This is a genomic window from Streptomyces nanhaiensis, assembly GCF_046614825.1.
Taxonomy (GTDB): domain Bacteria; phylum Actinomycetota; class Actinomycetes; order Streptomycetales; family Streptomycetaceae; genus Streptomyces; species Streptomyces radiopugnans.
Window position 1 is genome coordinate 1 of record NZ_JBKJFM010000068.1, and the last position, 17672, is coordinate 17672.

The 17672-nt window shown below is 73.6% G+C and carries 16 protein-coding genes; 12 read left to right on the plus strand and 4 right to left on the minus strand.

Annotated elements, in window-relative coordinates:
- Window positions 1-136: 136 nt before the first annotated feature.
- The 4 genes from ACLIYP_RS16310 to obgE all read left to right on the plus strand — a co-directional run bounded on the left by ACLIYP_RS16310 (window position 137) and on the right by obgE (window position 3112).
- Window positions 137-592 (plus strand): hypothetical protein, encoded by a 456-nt coding sequence (locus ACLIYP_RS16310; RefSeq protein WP_412713864.1) that lies wholly within the window; start codon window positions 137-139, stop codon window positions 590-592.
- 254 nt (window positions 593-846) lie between these two features.
- A complete protein-coding gene (rplU, locus tag ACLIYP_RS16315; protein WP_093654483.1) occupies window positions 847-1170 on the plus strand; it encodes a 50S ribosomal protein L21 in 324 nt (107 codons plus the stop codon).
- Window positions 1171-1184: 14 nt separating this feature from the next.
- Window positions 1185-1442: a 50S ribosomal protein L27 gene (gene rpmA / locus ACLIYP_RS16320; RefSeq protein WP_065959305.1), complete on the plus strand. Its 258-nt coding sequence runs from the start codon at window positions 1185-1187 to the stop codon at window positions 1440-1442.
- Between the two features lie 227 nt (window positions 1443-1669).
- On the plus strand, window positions 1670-3112 hold the full coding sequence (gene obgE, locus ACLIYP_RS16325) for a GTPase ObgE (RefSeq protein WP_412713865.1): 1443 nt from the start codon (window positions 1670-1672) through the stop codon (window positions 3110-3112).
- Between the two features lie 94 nt (window positions 3113-3206).
- Here the strand turns inward: obgE and ACLIYP_RS16330 are convergent, their stop codons facing one another.
- The 3 genes from ACLIYP_RS16330 to ACLIYP_RS16340 all read right to left on the minus strand — a co-directional run bounded on the left by ACLIYP_RS16330 (window position 3207) and on the right by ACLIYP_RS16340 (window position 8246).
- Window positions 3207-5279 carry a hypothetical protein gene (locus ACLIYP_RS16330; RefSeq protein WP_412713866.1) on the minus strand — a complete coding sequence of 691 codons (2073 nt, stop codon included), beginning with the start codon at window positions 5277-5279 and terminating at the stop codon, window positions 3207-3209.
- A 361-nt stretch (window positions 5280-5640) separates the two neighbouring features.
- Window positions 5641-6822, minus strand: a complete 1182-nt coding sequence (locus ACLIYP_RS16335) for a CDP-alcohol phosphatidyltransferase family protein (protein WP_412713881.1) — start codon at window positions 6820-6822, stop codon at window positions 5641-5643.
- A gap of 266 nt (window positions 6823-7088) precedes the next feature.
- Window positions 7089-8246, minus strand: coding sequence for an acyltransferase family protein (locus tag ACLIYP_RS16340; RefSeq protein WP_412713882.1), 1158 nt, complete (start codon window positions 8244-8246; stop codon window positions 7089-7091).
- A 250-nt stretch (window positions 8247-8496) separates the two neighbouring features.
- Here ACLIYP_RS16340 and proB point away from each other — a divergent pair, with 250 nt between their 5' ends.
- From proB to ACLIYP_RS16365, 5 genes are all read left to right on the plus strand, one after another.
- On the plus strand, window positions 8497-9615 hold the full coding sequence (gene proB, locus ACLIYP_RS16345; protein WP_412713883.1) for a glutamate 5-kinase: 1119 nt from the start codon (window positions 8497-8499) through the stop codon (window positions 9613-9615).
- 262 nt (window positions 9616-9877) lie between these two features.
- Complete coding sequence (locus ACLIYP_RS16350; RefSeq protein ID WP_412713867.1) at window positions 9878-10270, plus strand: hypothetical protein; 393 nt, start codon at window positions 9878-9880, stop codon at window positions 10268-10270.
- A gap of 113 nt (window positions 10271-10383) precedes the next feature.
- Window positions 10384-11661 carry a glutamate-5-semialdehyde dehydrogenase gene (locus ACLIYP_RS16355; RefSeq protein WP_412713868.1) on the plus strand — a complete coding sequence of 426 codons (1278 nt, stop codon included), beginning with the start codon at window positions 10384-10386 and terminating at the stop codon, window positions 11659-11661.
- A 117-nt stretch (window positions 11662-11778) separates the two neighbouring features.
- The gene (locus tag ACLIYP_RS16360) at window positions 11779-12471 is read left to right on the plus strand and encodes an SCO2584 family spore wall biosynthesis protein (RefSeq protein ID WP_412713869.1); all 693 of its coding nucleotides are present in this window, start codon (window positions 11779-11781) and stop codon (window positions 12469-12471) included.
- 125 nt (window positions 12472-12596) lie between these two features.
- On the plus strand, window positions 12597-13679 hold the full coding sequence (locus ACLIYP_RS16365; RefSeq protein WP_412713870.1) for an SCO2583 family membrane protein: 1083 nt from the start codon (window positions 12597-12599) through the stop codon (window positions 13677-13679).
- On the opposite strand, the gene ACLIYP_RS16370 is transcribed toward ACLIYP_RS16365, so the two are convergent.
- On the minus strand, window positions 13657-14760 hold the full coding sequence (locus ACLIYP_RS16370) for a M48 family metallopeptidase (protein WP_412713871.1): 1104 nt from the start codon (window positions 14758-14760) through the stop codon (window positions 13657-13659). The two genes, ACLIYP_RS16365 and ACLIYP_RS16370, sit on opposite strands and share 23 nt — an antisense overlap.
- Window positions 14761-14901: 141 nt before the next feature.
- Between ACLIYP_RS16370 and ACLIYP_RS16375 the strand changes: the two genes are divergently transcribed.
- Genes ACLIYP_RS16375 through ACLIYP_RS16385 form a run of 3 tightly spaced genes read left to right on the plus strand, consistent with a single transcriptional unit; the run spans window position 14902 to window position 17645 of the window.
- Complete coding sequence (locus ACLIYP_RS16375) at window positions 14902-15066, plus strand: hypothetical protein (RefSeq protein ID WP_177213826.1); 165 nt, start codon at window positions 14902-14904, stop codon at window positions 15064-15066.
- A gap of 55 nt (window positions 15067-15121) precedes the next feature.
- Entirely contained in the window at window positions 15122-15751 is a 630-nt protein-coding gene (gene nadD / locus ACLIYP_RS16380) for a nicotinate-nucleotide adenylyltransferase (protein ID WP_394636448.1), read from the plus strand.
- Between the two features lie 13 nt (window positions 15752-15764).
- Complete coding sequence (locus tag ACLIYP_RS16385; RefSeq protein WP_412713872.1) at window positions 15765-17645, plus strand: LCP family protein; 1881 nt, start codon at window positions 15765-15767, stop codon at window positions 17643-17645.
- Window positions 17646-17672: the final 27 nt, after the last annotated feature.

Sequence of the window (17672 nt, forward strand, 5' to 3'; positions counted from 1 at the left end):
TACAAGGTCACCCAGTACATCGGCCGGGACGTGAAGGCCGGAACGCCGCTGCGCTACAAGGCCGTCGTGGTCGACGCCGAGGGCCGCACCGCCTCCGACACCGCCTCCTCCACCGCCGGCCCGTCCCCGCCGCCGTGTGGTGCGCCGTGCGGCCGCTCCGGCCGGATCCCCCGAGGCGGCCGAGATCACCGAGCCCGCGGTCCCGTCCGCCGGGCCCGCCGCGGAACCGGAGCCCGCCGCCGAGGCGTCGGCCGAGGCCCCCGCGGAAGCTCTCTCGGAGACCGCCGCGGAGGAAGCCGCCGAGGAAGCCGCGGAGGAAGCCGCCCCGGCGAAGAAGGCGGCCCGCAAGACGGCGAAGAAGACCGCCGCCAAGAAGACGGCCTCCACGGCGAAGAAGGCCGCCTCCAAGTCGGCCGCCAAGAAGGCGACGGCGAAGAAGGCCGCCACCAAGACCGCCGCCAAGACCGCCGCCAAGAAGGCGACGGCGAAGAAGGCCGCCACCAAGACCGCCGCCAAGAAGACGGCCACCCGCAAGACCGCGGCGGCCGAGCAGCAGAGCCCGTCCTCCGTCTCGGCCCCGGCCGAGGACTGACGGGTACGGACCGGCCCTGGACGCCCACCGGCGTCCGGGGCCGGTTTGACCCCCCGCGACAAAGCCCCGTAACCTTGACCGTCGCGGCGTGTCGATGGACACGCCAGGCTCCTGAGCAGATCCCTCCACGCACTCCGCGAGGTGTCGCGTGAGCGCGAGGAGAGGCCGCTCAATCCACTCGGATCCGCACGGGCCGTGCCCGTGGCGAGCGGCTGGCATCAGGGGCCCCACCCACGAGCGAGAGAGAGTTCCGCGTGTACGCGATCGTGCGCACCGGCGGCCGCCAGCAGAAGGTGTCCGTCGGCGACGTCATTGAGGTTGACCGTATCTCCACCAGCAAGGTCGGCGACAGCGTCGAGCTCTCGACCCTGCTCATCGTCGATGGCGACGCGGTCACCAGCGACCCGTGGGTCCTGGCCGGTGTGAAGGTCCACGCCGAGGTCGTGGACCACCACAAGGGTGCCAAGATCGACATCATGAAGTACAAGAACAAGACCGGCTACCGCAAGCGGATCGGTCACCGTCAGCTGCACACCGCGCTGAAGATCACCGGTATCGACGCCCCGGCGACGAAGTAAGGGACTGAGGAGAGATGGCACACAAGAAGGGCGCATCGTCCACTCGGAACGGTCGTGACTCCAACGCCCAGCGGCTCGGCGTGAAGCGCTTCGGCGGTCAGGTCGTCAACGCGGGCGAGATCCTGGTCCGCCAGCGCGGCACCCACTTCCACCCGGGCTCCGGCGTGGGCCGCGGCGGCGACGACACCCTGTTCGCGCTGGCCGCCGGTGCGGTGCAGTTCGGCACCTCCCGCGGCCGCAAGGTCGTGAACATCGTCCCGGTCGCCGAGTAACCACCGGCTCCGGTACGACCCGCAGCACCCTCCGAGGGCGGACCGCCTCCCGTCCGTACGTGCCCCGCGCGTACGGACGGGGAAGCGGTTCCGCCCTCGGCGCGTTGCAAGAAGCTGTAAGGAGGCGGCCGGCCGCCTGCCGCGCCGCCGCACCGGTGCGGCACCCCCGGCGGTCCGCCCCTCCGCAATCCGCACACCCCTCGAACACCAGCCTGGAGGCACCCGTCATGACCACCTTCGTGGACCGCGTCGAGCTGCACGTCGCCGCGGGTAACGGAGGCCACGGCTGTGCCTCCGTCCACCGCGAGAAGTTCAAGCCGCTGGGCGGCCCGGACGGCGGCAACGGCGGCCGGGGCGGCGATGTGATCCTCGTCGTCGACCAGTCCGTGACCACGCTGCTGGAGTACCACCACACCCCGCACCGCCGGGCGACCAACGGCAAGCCCGGCGAGGGCGGCAACCGCTCGGGCGCGGACGGCAAGGACCTGGTGCTGACCGTCCCGGACGGCACGGTCGTCCTGGACCGGCAGGGCAACGTGCTCGCCGACCTCGTCGGCCAGGGCACCACCTTCGTCGCCGGACGCGGCGGACGCGGCGGCCTGGGCAACGCCGCGCTGGCCTCGGCCCGCCGCAAGGCGCCGGGCTTCGCGCTGCTGGGCGAGCCGGGGGAGACCCGCGACATCGTCCTGGAGCTGAAGACGGTGGCGGACGTGGCCCTGGTCGGCTACCCGTCGGCGGGCAAGTCGTCCCTGATCTCCGTCCTCTCCGCGGCCAAGCCGAAGATCGCCGACTACCCCTTCACCACCCTGGTGCCCAACCTGGGCGTGGTGACGGCCGGCGCGACCGTCTACACCATCGCCGACGTGCCCGGCCTGATCCCCGGCGCCAGCCGGGGCAAGGGGCTGGGGCTGGAGTTCCTGCGCCACGTCGAGCGCTGCGAGGTCCTGGTCCACGTGCTGGACTGCGCGACGCTGGAGTCCGAGCGCGACCCGGTGACCGACCTCGACGTCATCGAGGCCGAGCTGGCCCAGTACGGCGGCCTGGACGGCCGCCCGCGCGTGGTGGTGCTCAACAAGGTGGACATCCCCGACGGCCAGGACCTGGCCGACATCATCCGCCCCGACCTGGAGGCGCGCGGCTACCCGGTCTTCGAGGTCTCGGCCGTCAGCCGCAAGGGGCTCAAGGAGCTGTCCTACGCCCTGGCGGGGATCGTGGAGGAGGCGCGCGAGGCCAGGCCGAAGGAGGAGGCGACCCGTATCGTCATCCGCCCCCAGGCCGTGGACGACGCGGGCTTCACCGTCACGCAGGAGGGCGACGGCTTCTTCCGGGTGCGCGGCGAGAAGCCGGAGCGCTGGGTGCGCCAGACCGACTTCAGCAACGACGAGGCCGTCGGCTACCTCGCCGACCGGCTCAACCGCCTCGGTGTCGAGGACGAGCTGATGAAGGCGGGCGCCCGGGAGGGCGACGGCGTGGCCATCGGGCCGGACGAGGACGCGGTCGTCTTCGACTGGGAGCCCTCGGTGGCCGCGGGCGCGGAGATGCTCGGCCGCCGCGGCGAGGACCACCGCATGGACACCCTCCGCCCGGCCGCCCAGCGCCGCCGCGACCGCGAGGCGGAGCGCGACGAGGCCCTGCGCGCGTACGAGGACTTCGACCCCTTCGAGGAGTAGGAGCGGCGCGGTACGGACGGCGAAGCGGCGGTGGCCCCGTCCTCTCCCGGGAGAGGACGGGGCCACCGCCGCTTCGCGGCTCACCGGCCGGACGTCAGGTGGTGAGGGAGTTCTCCGGGTCGCTGTGGTCGGGCTCCTGCACGGCCTCCGCGGCCTCGGCCGCCTCCGCCGCCTCGGCGGCCACCCGCGGTGCCGGAGCGTCGTCCGTGCGCAGGGCCATCAGCTCGCGGCGCCTGTCGGCCTTGGCGCACAGCGCCGCGACCGCCCGGTCGAAGCGGACGATCGACGGCGGATCGGCCGGCCCCAGCAGGTGCACCTTCAGCTCGGCGCGGGCCCGCGCCATGGTGTCCCGGGACGGGTCCCGGACGGAGGCCAGCAGGGCGGGCACGCCGGCCGCGTCGGGGGTGAGGATGGTGGCCGCCCGCACGGTCGGCAGGCCGGCCCTGAACTCCTCCTCCGCCAGACCGCTGGTGTTGGCGACCGCGTACGGCTTCTCACTTGCCAGCCAGTCCGAGACCACGCTGGAGACATCGCTGATCAGCAGGTCGGAACGGTTGAAGCAGGCGTACAGGGCGGGCCGCGGCCCGGTGATCACCAGATGCTCCCACTCGGGGAAGGACGCCCAGTAGGCCTCCTCCCAGGCGGCCGTCGCGGCCGCCACCGCCGCCTCCCGGTCCCCCCCGGGCGTGGACTGGAGCAGCATCCGCTCCATCTCGTCCGCGCTCGGCCGGAACGCCGTGGTGGTCAGCTCGTCCAGCGCGGCGGTGCGGCGGGCCAGCTCGGCGGCGGCCTCCGGGCCGGGGCGCGGGCCGGAGCGCCGGGCGTTGGCCTCGGCGATCATCTGCTGGATGCGCTCGTTGGCGCGGGCCGCGCGCGGGTCGACCGAACCGGTCATCGGGTGGGGCTTGTACAGCAGCCGCACCTTCGGGTCCGCCAGCAGGGCGCGGACGATGTTCTCGCCGGCCAGGATGACCGAGGTGTTGCCGGGGTCGTCGGTCCAGCCCTCCCAGGTGGGCGCGTACAGCACCGTGACGGGGCCGTCCGCGGCCGGGGGCCCGGCGTAGGGGCGGATCGGCGCGAGCTGCGGGCGGCCGACCTCCACCACGTCGCGGTCGTCGACGCCGATGTCCGCGAGCCGGTAGCGGTCCCGGGCGGCCCGGCCCGCGACCCACACCTCGTCGTAGGCCTTGGCGTAGGGGTTGCAGCTGGAGAGCTTGTCGCTCTCGCCGTGGTTGATGAAGGCGTGCTTGATCGACGGGATGCGCAGCACCTGCGAGGTCTTACCGGAGTTCGCCGGGTGCAGCATCATCTTGAGCGAGGAGTGCTCCAGCCGCATCAGGTGCGCGACCTTGGGGATGCACACGACGGGCACGTCGGTCGCGTCGATCTTCTGCACCATGAACCGCTCGCGCAGCACGATCAGCGGCCTGGCCTCCAGCGCCGAGAGCGTGCTCAGCCACATGTTCGCCTGGTAGGCGGAGGCGGCGCCGCCGGAGAAGTACATCGCCACCGTCGGCCGGTACTCGGCCAGCCAGCGGTCCAGCCACTCCAGCGCCTGCCGCTCGTTCGCGGGCTGCGCGCCGGGCCGCAGCCAGGCGGCGAGCCGCAGTATGCCGCCCAGGTGCAGGGCCAGGGTGACGCCCACGCCCAGCAGGCCCCACAGGGCGTCGGCGGTCAGGGCCGAGGTCATCAGACCGGCCGTGGCGGGCAGGGCGAAGTACAGCAGCCGGCGGCTGGGCTGGCGGGCCAGCAGCCGCGGCGGCGCGGAGGACAGCCGCAGGGCTGAGGCGTCGATGTTGCGGGTGACGAAGGGGAGGGTGCGCCGGCGCCTGATCAGCAGTGCGGCGGCCTGGCAGCAGAAGTGCAGGAAGTAGCCGGCCAGCAGGGCCAGGGCGAGGGGCTGCTCCTCGATCGGGTCGATGCCCGGCAGCCGGACCAGGCCGACGACGATCAGCGCGTCGCGCAGCAGCTGGCGGGCGGTGACGTCGAAGCGCAGCCTGCCCAGTGCGGCGACCAGCCGGGGCTGCCGGTGCACCAGGTACAGGTCGAGCAGGAGGCCGACCGAGGAGCCCGCGACGAACAGGGCGATGTTCGCCAGCAGCGCGCCCAGCAGCTGTGCGAGGAGGGCCGCGCCCAGCAGGACGGAGAGGGCCAGCGCGTGCTTCACCGAGAAACTCGGGGGGGCGGGCCGTGCGGCACCTCCCTTGGGCCGTTGCTTACCGCGGAAGAGCCTCAGGACTGGGAACGAGGCGGACATCAGACAGGTCACGCTCCAGGAAGGGACGTCATACGTGTCGTCTCGCCTACCGCCCACCCCCTGCCTGCCGGGCGTCCCGGCACCGCTTCCCAACGGCGATCGGCATGCGACGGAGTGTTCGACGACCACTCGGTGATGCGTTTGCGGCGCTCATCCTACGGTTATCGCGGCGGTGTCCTCGCGCGGTGCCCTCGCGCAACGCCGGGCGGGGCGGTGAACGGGAGGCCGGCCTCCCGTCCACCGCCCCGCCCGGCGGCGTGCGCGTCCGTCCCTACCGGCCGCCGACGGCGGTGCCGTCGCGCGACGGCAGGCTCTCCCCGTCCGGGCCGCCGGGCTGGGCCGGGATCCCCGGAGCGGTGCCGGAGGCGGCGCCGGGGGCGGCGGGCGCGGTGGCCTCGGACATGATCTCGGACGTGATCTCGGACGCGGTCTCGGGAACCTCGGGGACCGGGTAGGAGGCCAGGGTGCGCTCGAAGTCCCTGGTGGACAGCAGCAGCTTGTAGATGATCGCGAGTTCGAACACCATCAGCAGGGCGCCCGCCGCGACGGTCACCGGCATGATCGCGCCGAGGACCGGGCCCACGATGAACACGGCCATCTGGAACTCGATGCCGCTCACCAGGTGGGTGCGGATGCGGTGCCGGAGCAGGAAGGTGCGGAAGCGGCCGTACCAGGGGAACCGGCTCTTGAACTCCACGTGCAGGTCGATGACCTTCTTCTCCCGCGGCCGGGCCTCCTCGCCGCTGTCGGCTCCGGTGTCCGGGCCGTCCCCGTCCCGGCCGGGGGCGTCGTCGAGGTCCGCGGTGGGGTTCTCACGGAGGAGGTCCTCCATGAAGGCGATCCCCTGCTCCTCGTCGCCGTCGTTGTCCCGCTCCTGCTCCCGCTCCCGCGCGCGCTGCTCCAGCTCCTGGTCCCGCTCCAGCTCCTCGGCGGTCATCAGGGCCCTCGCCGCCCGCCGGCTGGCCTTGGCGCGGGCCCTGATCTTCTTGCGCATGCTGTGGCGCACCTTGAAGATCTGGAGCGCGTCCAGGTAGCGCAGGGCGTCCAGGAAGACCACGACGAGGGCCAGCCAGACGTACGCCACCTCCCCCGTGCGGGAGTACTGGCCGCCCATCAGCGCGACGGCGCAGATCAGCACCCGCACCCGGTCGAACACGTAGTCCAGCCAGCCGCCGAACTCCGAGCCCTTCCCCGTGAGCCGGGCGAGCTTGCCGTCCATGCAGTCCAGGATGAAGCTCAGGTGGTAGAGCCCGGCCCCGATCAGCAGCCACTTCCAGTCGCCGCGCGCGAAGCAGGCGGCGGCGACGAGGCCGAGGAAGAGCGCCCCCCAGGTGATCTGGTTCGGCGTCACCCTGGTCCACTTCGCCGTCCACCGGACCAGCGGCGTGGCCACGGGGTCGACGAGCAGCACCGTCCACCAGGCGTCGCGCTTCTTCTCGGTGAGGCGGCGCACTTCGGAAAGGGGGGGTATGTCCATGTCTGGTCGGCAATCCTCGTAGGCGGTCGGGAAGTGGGCCGGAGCCGATCGGTGCCCGGGGGAGCCCGTCGCCCGGACGTTCCGCGCAACCCTCGCAAGGCGCGCAGAGCACACGCAGCCCGAAGATTGGGTTATCTGCGGGTGCAATCGATCTGAACCGCAAGTTAAGACACATGGGATGACCGAATGGTTGCCCTCGATTTCGGCCACATGCCCACCGGACGACCGGGGAGGCTTCCGGGTCAGGCGCCGGGCGCCGCGGTCCGCCGGTCCCGGCCCGCCCGCGACGGGGGCTCAGGGGCGAAGAACCACTCCAGCCGCGGCTCCATCGCCCAGCGGAAGGCCCTGACCACCGGGGGCGTGGTCAGGGCCACGGCCACCGCGGCCGCGGTGGCCGTGACGAGCAGGACACCCGGCGCGCTGTTCACGAAGCCGCCCTCGTACCAGTCCCAGTAGTGCGCCCCCTTGGCCAGGAAGCCGTGCAGCAGGTACGCGTACAGCGTCCCGGCGCCCAGCGCCGTGAACCAGGTGCGCCGGGAGGGCGTCAGGCTCAGGAAGGCGGCGCTCAGCAGCAGGGAGCAGCCGAGCATCCCCAGCGTCATCAGCACCCCGGCCCAGCCGGGAGCGCCGAGCTCCTGGGCCGCGTAGCGGTGGTAGAACCAGTCCGGGTTCATCCGTGGCACGGCCCAGTAGGCCGCCAGGGCGCCCAGCGCGAGGACGGCCGGTGCGAGCAGCCGCAGCCGCCGGTCCCGCAGCGCCTCGAAGTGGCGCTGCTCCAGGCGCAGGCCCAGCACGAAGAACGGCAGGTACTGGAGCACCCGCTGCAGGGCGAGGTCGCCGCCGATGTCGGGGGATGCCGTGGCCGCGGCGGCCAGGACGACCGACACGGTGAAGGGATGACGCAGGGCGCGCCACAGCGGAGCGGTCAGCCGCCAGATGAACAGCGCCATGAGGAACCAGGTCAGGTACCACGGGTGCAGCAGGGTGATCCTCAGCTCCTCGCCGGTGTTCCAGGCGCGGAACAGGTTGAGCGCCGTCTCGAAGACGACGTACGGCACAGCCACCCCGGTGACCAGCCGCCGGATCTGGTGCGGCCGGAACGAGAAACCGCGCGAGAAGTAGCCCGAGACGATGGTGAAGGCGGGCATGTGGAAGGCGTACAGCAGCAGATAGCCCGCCGCCACGGCCCGGCTGCCGTCGCGCAGCCCCTCCCACGAGTGACCGACGACGACCAGCACGATGGCCAGGAACTTGGCGTTGTCGAAGAACGCGTCGCGCTCCCGGGGCCGTCTGCCTCCCTCCGCGCCCGGGGTGTCCGGCGTGTCAGAGGCGGTCGAGGCGTCCGGGCGGCCCGGGGTGTCCGGGGAGGCGACGGCGGGGGAGACCTGGCTCACGGGGATCCTTCCCTCCGGGTGACGGAACGGATATGTCAGATGATCTGGCGAGAGGACGCCCGTCAGTCTCCGGCGGCTCCCGGCGGAGCGCAAACGCCGCCGGGCCCCCGTTCCGCCCGCCGGGCGCACCGTCCGGCCGTCGGAACGGGCGGGCGGGCCGGGAGGGGGCTCGCGTAGATTGCACAGCGACCGGACGAGAGATCACACGCAGGGGACGGCGCAGGTGGCAGCGGCAGAGCAGGGCCTTCGGCGGGACGTGCGAGACGCCCGCAGGATCGTGGTGAAGATCGGGTCGTCCTCGCTGACCACCGCCGCCGGCGGGCTGGACGCCGACCGGGTGGACGCGCTGGTGGACGTGGTGGCCAGGTACCTCGGCGCCCCGGAGGACGAGGACAGCAAGGAGATCGTGCTGGTCTCCTCCGGCGCCATCGCCGCCGGACTGGCGCCGCTGGGCCTGGACAAGCGCCCCCGCGACCTCGCCCGCCAGCAGGCCGCCGCCAGCGTCGGCCAGGGGCTGCTGGTGGCCCGCTACACCGCCTCCTTCGCCCGCTACGGCCGGCGCGTGGGCCAGGTGCTGCTGACCTCGGACGACACCAGCCGCCGCGCGCACTACCGCAACGCCTACCGCACCCTGGACCAGCTCCTGGCCATGGGCGCGGTGCCGATCGTCAACGAGAACGACACCGTCGCCACCGACGAGATCCGCTTCGGCGACAACGACCGCCTGGCCGCGCTGGTCGCCCACCTCGTCCGCGCCGAGCTGCTGGTCCTGCTCTCCGACGTCGACGGCCTCTACGACGGCAACCCGTCCACCCCGGGCACCTCCCTCATCCGGGAGGTGCGCGGCCCGCACGACCTGGACGGGGTGGAGATCGGCAGCGCCGGGAAGGCCGGGGTCGGCACCGGGGGCATGGTCACCAAGGTCGAGGCGGCCCGGATCGCCGCCGGGGCCGGCGTCCCCGTGGTGCTCACCTCCGCCACCCGCGCCGCCGACGCCCTCGCCGGGCGGCCGGTGGGCACCTACTTCCACCGCACCGGCCGCCGCTCGGCCGGCCGGCTGCTGTGGCTGGCCCACGCCTCCGCCCCGCGCGGCGCGCTGGTGCTGGACGACGGCGCGGTACGGGCCGTGGTCGAGCGGCGCACCTCGCTGCTGCCCGCCGGGCTGGCCGGGGTGGAGGGCGAGTTCTCCGCGGGCGACCCGGTCGAACTGCGGGACGCCGCCGGGCGGCCCGTCGCCCGCGGGCTGGTCAACTTCGACGCGCGCGAGATCCCCCGGCTGATCGGCCGCTCCACCCGCGACCTGGCCCGCGAACTCGGTCCCGCGTACGAGAGGGAGGTCGTCCACCGCGACGACCTGGTCCTGCTGCGTCACTGACGGCACCCTCGGGTCAGCCTTTCAACGGGCACCTTCCCGAAAACCGCCACACGGCGGCTCGAGTACTGGTCCACTTCTGTGGGAGGGCCGCGCCGGGACGGCGGCCCACCGCGTGACCGCACGAGCGCAGTCGCCCGAGCGCGGTCGCACGAGCGCAGTCATGAGTTCGGCACCACACGGGAGGCCGCCGGTGAGACGACTGACCAGCGTCGACTTGGGGTACCCCCAGCGAGGCGACGGGGCGGGGAGCCCCCCGCGGGGCATGGCGGAGCCGGGTTCCCGCCGCGGCGGGGAGGAGGGCCGCTCCGACGGCGCCTCGCGCCTGTGGCACGTCACCCTCAGCGTCTCCGGTGCCGAGGCACCGCTCAGGGACGTCAGGCGGGCGCTGGAGCGGCTCGCCCACGACCACCCCTTCCTGCTGGCCGGCCGGTACGCCAACGACCACGCCGAGATCCGCTACTGGGAGGAGGCCCGCGACCTCCACGACGCCGCGGCCGTGGCGCTGCGGCTGTGGGGTGAGCACCGGGCGTCGGCGAAGCTGCCGCCGTGGGAGATCGTCGGGCTGGAGGTCATCGGCCGCGAGACCTACCACCAGCGGGTGGCCGAGGGCTACGGCCCGCACCCCGCCGTGCCGGCGGGCGTCCACCCGTTCTGATCCCGCACCGGTGTGCCCGGGCGGCGGTCGCGCGCGGCGCGCCCGGGGCACCCCGCCCGTCTCGTACTGCGGACCTCAGGATGGACGCCGCCCGCCCTGGCTACGCTGGGAGCATGAGCAGCGCATCGCAGACCTCGCCCGTGATCGACACCGCCCGCCGCGCCAAGGAGGCGGCCGCCGCGCTCGCCCCGCTGCCGCGCACCGCACGCGACGGTGCGCTGCTCGCGATCGCCGACGCCCTGGTGGCCCGCACCGGCGAGATCGTCGAGGCCAACGCCGCCGATGTGGACAGGGCCCGCGCCGCCGGGACGGCCGAATCCGTCGTCGACCGGCTCACCCTCACCCCCGAGCGGATCGCCGCCATCGCCTCCGACGTGCGCGACGTGGTGGCCCTGCCCGACCCGGTGGGCGAGGTGGTGCGCGGCTCCACGCTCCCCAACGGCCTGGAACTGCGCCAGATCCGGGTGCCGCTCGGCGTGGTCGGCATCATCTACGAGGCCCGGCCCAACGTCACCGTGGACGCCGCCGTGCTCTGCCTGAAGGCCGGCAACGCGGTGCTGCTGCGCGGCTCGTCCTCCGCGTACTCCTCCAACACCGCCCTGGTCGCCGTGCTGCGCGACGCCGTGGCCTCCGTCGGGCTCCCGGCCGACGCCGTCCAGCTCGTGCCCGGCGAGAGCCGCGACAGCGTCAAGGAGCTGATGCGCGCCCGCGGCCTGGTGGACGTGCTGATCCCGCGCGGCGGCGCCTCCCTGATCAGGACGGTCGTGGAGGAGTCCGTCGTCCCGGTCATCGAGACCGGCACCGGCAACTGCCACGTCTACGTCGACGAGCACGCCGACCTCGACACGGCCGTGGAGATCCTGGTCAACTCCAAGGCGCAGCGCCCCAGCGTCTGCAACGCCGCCGAGACGGTGCTGGTGCACTCCGGCATCGCCGACGCCTTCCTGCCGCGCGCCCTGGCCGCGCTGGAGAAGGCCGGGGTGACCGTGCACGGCGACGGGGCCTGGGCGAAGGCGGGCGAGGCCGGGGGCGTGGACGTGGTGCCCGCCACGGAGGAGGACTGGGCCACCGAGTACCTCTCGTACGACATCGCCGCCGCCGTGGTGCCCTCCCTGGACGCCGCGGTGGAGCACATCCGCCGCTGGACCTCCGGCCACACCGAGGCGATCGTCACCTCCGACACCACCGCGGCCCGCCGCTTCGTGTCCCTGGTGGACTCCACCGCGGTCATGGTCAACGCCTCCACCCGCTTCACCGACGGCGGCCAGTTCGGCTTCGGCGCCGAGATCGGCATCTCCACCCAGAAGCTGCACGCCCGCGGCCCCATGGGCCTGCCGGAGCTGACCTCGACGAAGTACGTGGTCACGGGCGAGGGGCACGTACGCGGCTGAGCCCGCCGCCTGCGGCGCGCTCCGGCGGGAGCGCGCCGACGCCCGCGGACCTCGCACGAAGCAGACGAATCACCGTTCTCCCTGCCCAAAGTCCTCCGGCGGGTCTACGCTGGTCCCGTGCCGGAGGATGTGGGGGGCCAGCCGCACCACAGCGGTGAGGAGCCCGACGACCGCGACCGCGCGGCGGCGGACGACGTGTTCGCCTCCGTGGTACTCGACGAGTCCTTCGTACGTGCCGCCCTGATCCACGAGCCCACCGCCGCCGAGCGCACGCTGGCCGCCGCCCAGTCCCCCTCCGAGACCGAGGCGGCGCTCGCGCACGACGAGCAGTACGGCCACGGACCGTGGCGGGACGATCCCGAGGGCGCCGAACACGACCGCGACACCGGGGCGGACGACGGCGACGACCACGGCCGGTACCGCTACGGCCGGCTGGAGTTCGCCGACCGCCTCGACCACCTGGAGTACGTGGAGGACGCCGAGTACCCGGAGGACGCCGGTTACGCCGGCTACACCGAGGAGGGCGACGGCCGAGGCGGCCCCCACGGGCGTCCTCCGCGCCCGTACCGGGGCCATGTCCGCTGGCAGCGGCCGGTCGCCTGGGTGCTCGCCGTGGTGATGGGCGTCGGCATCGTCGCGATGGCCTTCGCCGCCGTCCACCGGGGCGCCTCGGGGCAGCGGCAGCAGACCCCGCCGGAGCCGCCGCCGGCGACCAGCGGGGTCGACGCCCCGCCGCCGGCCGGCCGGTCCGGCGCGCTGCCCTCCCTGTCCGGCCACTACAGCACCTCCTCGCTCGACGGCCCGGCGTGACGGGCGCGGCCGGTCCGGCATCCGCCGGGTGCCGGTAGGCCGCCCGGCGGACGCTGCCCGACTTTTACCGTTATCGAGCCGTGAGGGCGGGTTTGGGGGCCTTTTCCGGATCTACCCTGGGGGATATGGCCGGGCCTGGAGACCCACCGCCGCGGGGCTTGCCCGGAGGCGGTGACGACGAGTACCGCTCCACCGTCTTCGACGAGTCGTTCGTCCGGGCTGCCCGTCTCCAGGAGTTCTCCGCGCGGGAGCGGCTGGCCGACTGCGAGCACCCCGTCCGCCCCCTCCCGCCCCGGCCGCTGCACGGGGTGCCCTGGCGGGGCCTGGTCCTGGCGGTGCTGATCGTGCTCGCCTTCGGAGCCGTGGTCTACGCGGGGGTGAGCGGCCCGCGGCAGCCCGTGGAGCAGCCGGGCCCGCGGGTGATGAGCAGCACGGTCGTCCCGCTCTCGCCGGACGGGGGGAACGGGGTGCCCGGAGGGCGGCCGTCACGGCTGTTCGAACGCAGCCCGGCCGCGGAGTTCTACACCGGGGCCGCCGGGGTGACGCTGCCCCCGGTCCGCTCCACCGCCCACTTCGCCGACAGCCAGGTGCTCGCCGCGCTGGCCGTCGCCAAGGAGTACGTGGTCGAGAGCTCCCTCAACCCCGAGGTGCTCAGCGGTGAGACCGCGCGGCCGGTGCGGATACTGATCGACCCGGACCAGCACGCGCAGTTCGACCGCAGCATCGAGCGGCCCGCGGCCGACGGCCACCACGCGGCGACCGGCTGGCTGGTGCGCTTCGACCCCGAGCGCACCGAGTTCGCCGGCGAGGGGGTGCGCGTCCGCGGCACGATGGAGGTCCGCGAGGCGGACGCCGACGCGCTGGAGATCGTCACCGACCACGTCTTCGTCTACGCCGTCCGGCCCGCCGCCCGGGCGAGCGGCGACCGGGCGGACGGGGAGGCCGCCTCGCTGTTCACGGTGCGGCGCGAACTGCGGCTGCGCTTCGACCGCGAGGACCTGCGCGACCACCATCTGACGGTGGAGCGCAGCGAGGTGCGGGCCGGGCCGATGTCCTGCGCGGCCCGGGCCCACGACGCCCTGCGCCCGCTGACGGCCGGGCAGACCGCCGGTGCCGACCACCCGGCCGGCACCGACCCGTACGTGCGCGGCGGCGGCGACAGCCCGGTGTGCGGGACGCTGGACCCTAGCTCCCTGCCGCGCCCGTAGCGCCCTCCGCGCCGCCGCTCCCGCCGCCGTCGCCCTTGGCGCCGCCGTTCGCACCGCGCCCGGCGAAGCGGTCGCGCAGCTTCCCGCCCAGGTCCCCGGCGCCGTCGCCCAGGTCCCGCAGCAGGCCCATGAGCGGGTCCTTGCTGGTGCGCACGGTGTCGGAGTAGTGGCTCGCGGACTGCCGGAACGACTCGTAGACCGAGGTGTCCTTGTCGTCCTCGCGCCGGTCGTAGTGGCCTTCCACGATCCGCTGGTGGTCGCGGCTCGCGGCCCACTTGCGCAGCTCCGCGGCGCGCACGGTGGTGAAGGGGTGGCTGCGCGGCAGCACGTTGAGGATCTTCAGCACCGAGTCGCGCAGGTCGCCGGAGGACTCGTACTCGTCGGCCTGCTTCAGGAAGGCGTCGACGTTCATCTCGTGCAGGTGGTTGCCGCCGGCGATCTTCATCAGGCCGCGCATCGACGCCTGGAGGTCCTGGCCGACCAGCAGCCCGGCACGGTCCGCCGACAGCTCCGACTTGCGGAACCACTCGCGCAGCGCCGTCACGATCGCCATGATCGCCACGTTCCCCAGCGGGATCCACGCCACCTTGACGGCCAGCCCGGTCAGGAACAGCAGGATTGTCCGGTACACCGCGTGCCCGGACAGGGCGTGGCCGACCTCGTGGCCGATCACCGCCCGCATCTCCTCCTCGTCCAGCAGCTCCACCAGCCCGGTGGTCACCACGATGACCGGCTCGTCCAGGCCGATGCACATGGCGTTGGGCTTCGGGTCCTGGGTGACGTACATGGCCGGGACCTTCTCCAGGTCCAGGATGTAGCAGGCGTCGCGCAGCATGGCGTACAGGTGGGTGAACTGGGCGTCGTCCACCCGGACCGAGTCCGACAGGAACAGCAGGCGCAGGCTGCGCTCGGGCAGCAGCCCGCTCAGCGCCTTGAAGACCGTGTCGAATCCGCTCAGCCTGCGCAGCGCCACCAGCGCGGAGCGGTCCGCGGGATGCTCGTAAGCCCGTGAGGAGATCCCCGGGAAGCGCCGCCTGCTGCGGCCGGGAAGGTGCTCGGTTGTGCCGTTGCCGTCTGTCATCGTCCGCCCCCTGCGGGTCTGGTGTGGGCCCGTCCCCCGTGCCGGACCCCACCCTAGGTGGTGGGTGCCACACGCCACAGCATCCCGCCCCGCTTACGATGTGGCTCAAGTTTCCGCCCCTACCCGATAGGTCTGCCGACGATGACCCTCCCCGACACCGTGCACACCCTGACCCTCCTGGCCTCCGGTGCCGAGAACGGCGAGCACGGCGGCGCGTCCGCCAACCCCTACGCGACCGGTTTCGGCGCTCTGGCGGTGCTGCTCCTGCTGCTGTGGATCACCACCCGCTTCAACCGGGACCGCTGAGGCACCGGGCCCGGGCGGCGGCGCGATCGGCGCCGGACGGCTAAGGTCGGCACGCATGGGAGAGCACATAGTGTCCGGCGCCGGCAAACGGCGGCTGGGCGTGATGGGCGGGACGTTCGATCCCATCCACCACGGGCACCTGGTCGCGGCGAGTGAGGTGGCGGCCAGGTTCCATCTGGACGAGGTGGTCTTCGTGCCGACCGGGCAGCCGTGGCAGAAGAGCCACAAGGCGGTGTCGCCGGCCGAGGACCGCTACCTGATGACGGTCATCGCCACGGCGTCCAACCCGCAGTTCTCGGTCAGCCGCATCGACATCGACCGCGGCGGCCGGACGTACACCATCGACACCCTGCGGGACCTCAGGGCGCTGCACGCCGACGCCGACCTGTTCTTCATCACCGGCGCAGACGCGCTCGCCCAGATCCTGACCTGGCGCGACGTCGACGAACTGTTCTCGCTCGCCCACTTCATCGGGGTCACCCGTCCCGGGCACGCCCTGGCCGATCCGGGCCTGCCGGCCGGCGGGGTGTCCCTGATCGAGGTCCCGGCGCTGGCCATCTCCTCGACGGACTGCCGTGCGCGTGTGGCGCAGGGGGACCCCGTCTGGTATCTGGTGCCGGACGGTGTGGTGCGCTACATCAACAAACGCCGGCTGTACCGGGACGGCCGGGCGCCGAAGGGCTAGAGGGGCGGCAGTCGTGAACGACCGACAGGACCCGTACGGGCTGGGGGACCCGCCGCGGGCGAGCGGCCACATCTACGGTTACGACGAGTACGGTCGGCCGGTCTACGGCGAGCAGGGCCACGACAGCCCCGCCGGGCCGTACGGGGACGCCTCGTACGACCCGGCGTACGGCTCCGCGTACGGGCAGGGCCCGGGGACGGGGCAGCAGCCCGCGTACGACCCGTACGGCACCGGCGCCTACGGCACGGGGACCCACGACCCGGGCGCGTACGCCCCCGGCTCCTACGCCTCCGACCCCTACGCCGCGGACGCCCGGGGCGGGTACGCGCCGGACGCGTACGCCCAGGGCCCCCATACCCCCGAAGCCCCCGCCGGCGGGTACGACGGGCAGGGGGGGTACGGGGAGTGGGACTCCTCCGCCACCGCTCACCAGGAGCCGGTGACGGAGGCGTGGATCCCGCAGCAGGCCCAGGGCCCCTGGTACGGGGAGCGGTCCGCCGGGGACGCGGCTCCGGCCGGGTCCGCCGGAGCCGAGACGGGGCCGGAGAGCGGACCCGCCGGCGCGGACCGCGGCGCGGGCGGGCGCGCCGGTGACGGCGCCTCCACCGGCGGCGGCGCCGATGCCGACGAGTACCGCACCGAGGAGTTCTCCTTCGTCGAGGAGCAGGACGAGGAGTCCGAGGACGTCATCGACTGGCTGAAGTTCTCCGAGAGCCGCACCGAGCGGCGCGAGGAGGCCAAGCGCCGGGGCCGCAACCGCACGGTGGCCCTGGTCGTCGCGCTCGCCGTGGTGCTGGCCGGCTCGGTCGGCTGGCTCTGGTGGGCGGGCATGCTGCCCGGCACCTCCGGGGACGGCGGGGCCGCCGAGGCGGCGTCGAGCGCCCAGAAGCGCAAGGTGATCGTCGTCCACCTGCGAGAGGTCGACGGCGGGGAGATGTCCACCGCGCTGCTGGTCAACAACGAGACGGCGGGCAGGGGCACCACCGTCCTGCTGCCCAACTCCCTGGTCGTCTCCTCCGGCGGCACGGGCGGGGGGACGACGCTGGGCAAGTCCTTCGAGGCCGAGGGCGCGGCGGCCACCCGCGACGCGCTGGGCCTGCTGCTGGGCACCGACATCAGGGGCACCTGGCGGCTGGACACCCCCTACCTGGAGAACTGGGTCGACCTGGTCGGCGGCGTCTCCCTGGACGCCGACGCCACCGTGCCCGGTGCGAAGGAGGGCGACGATCCGCTGGTGCGGCGGGGCAAGGGACGCGATCTGGACGGGAGGGCCGCCGTCGCCTACGCCACGCACCGGGCCGCGGGCGAGCCGCAGACGAAGCAGCTGGCCCGGTTCGGGCAGGTCCTGCGGGCCACGCTGGAGAAGATGTCCGACGACCCGAAGACCGCCACCGGCACGGTCCGGGCGCTGACCCAGATCCTCGACCCCTCCCTGACCGACGGACAGCTCGGAGCCAGCCTCGCCTCGCTGGCCGGATACGCCAGGAAGGACGCCTACGGCACCGAGCTGCTGCCGGTGGAGGCGGACGGCACGCTCAGCGACGCCACCAGCGAGGGCCTGGTGAAGGACGTGCTCGGCGGCACGGTGAAGAACACCGATCCGAACGCCACGCCGCGCGTGAGCCTGAAGGACGCCACCGGCGACGAGAAGGCGGCGAACAACGCCCGGGTGGCGCTGGTCAACGGCGGCTACACCGTCGTCGGCGGCGGCAGCGCGGACTCCGCGCAGGCCACCACCCGCGTGACCTACTCCGACGCCGGGGACAGGGCCGAAGCCGAGGAGGTCGCCAGGACGCTCGGTCTGTCCGGGAAGACTGTGGCCGAGGGCAAGGGCGCGGCGAACGCCGACATCACGGTGGTGCTGGGCCGGGACTACGGCTCCGGGGGGCAGTGAGGCCGGCGGGAGGGGCGGGGAGCCCCG

Excerpts from the sequence above, each read along its gene's own strand:
- rpmA (WP_065959305.1), top strand. The coding sequence starts at position 1,185 with ATGGCACACAAGAAGGGCGCATCGTCCACTCGGAACGGTCGTGACTCC.
- obgE (WP_412713865.1), top strand. The coding sequence starts at position 1,670 with ATGACCACCTTCGTGGACCGCGTCGAGCTGCACGTCGCCGCGGGTAAC.
- ACLIYP_RS16350 (WP_412713867.1), top strand. The coding sequence starts at position 9,878 with ATGGCGGAGCCGGGTTCCCGCCGCGGCGGGGAGGAGGGCCGCTCCGAC.
- ACLIYP_RS16355 (WP_412713868.1), top strand. The coding sequence starts at position 10,384 with ATGAGCAGCGCATCGCAGACCTCGCCCGTGATCGACACCGCCCGCCGC.
- ACLIYP_RS16365 (WP_412713870.1), top strand. The coding sequence starts at position 12,597 with ATGGCCGGGCCTGGAGACCCACCGCCGCGGGGCTTGCCCGGAGGCGGT.
- ACLIYP_RS16370 (WP_412713871.1), bottom strand. The coding sequence starts at position 14,760 with ATGACAGACGGCAACGGCACAACCGAGCACCTTCCCGGCCGCAGCAGG.
- ACLIYP_RS16375 (WP_177213826.1), top strand. The coding sequence starts at position 14,902 with ATGACCCTCCCCGACACCGTGCACACCCTGACCCTCCTGGCCTCCGGT.
- nadD (WP_394636448.1), top strand. The coding sequence starts at position 15,122 with ATGGGAGAGCACATAGTGTCCGGCGCCGGCAAACGGCGGCTGGGCGTG.